Genomic DNA, 399 nt, shown 5'->3' on the forward strand with positions numbered 1-399 from the left:
CATTGTTGCAACGCTCCGAGTTTCCGAGATGAAGTAAGGCGTGTAGGGCATAATCTGTACTTTTGGAGAACTGCAAGCTCCCCTCCTCCCTTCTCAACATTATCATTATTACAGACCTGTAGTGTCCATAATAAATGATTCAACTCCAAGTTGCAATATCATTCTTGATCCGATCCTTTTCGCCGTTCCCCCTTAACTTGCGCTCTACATTGTAAATGTGCTAAGCAAAGACGGCCAAACAGAAATTTTCTCGTGGCAGGATGGACATACTGTTTCCCCCGCTAAATAATACAGATGCCTAGCCAATGTTTGCTCCCCGATCGCTTCCGCCCGCTCCGCTAATGTTCGTATTTCTTCATCTGCAAATGACGTGACCGGAACGATTACATGCGATGCCTG

2 pseudogenes are annotated in these 399 nt (G+C 45.9%); both read right to left on the reverse strand.

Annotated elements, in window-relative coordinates:
• Window positions 1–76: pseudogene (locus SB773_RS35390) on the reverse strand (transcriptional regulator); the annotation flags it as partial.
• A 128-nt stretch (window positions 77–204) separates the two neighbouring features.
• Window positions 205–399, reverse strand: a pseudogene (locus SB773_RS30220) (hypothetical protein); the annotation flags it as partial.

This window comes from Bacillus sp. SIMBA_074 (genome assembly GCF_046534555.1).
In the GTDB taxonomy this organism is placed as follows: Bacteria; Bacillota; Bacilli; order Bacillales; family Bacillaceae_G; genus Bacillus_A; species Bacillus_A mycoides.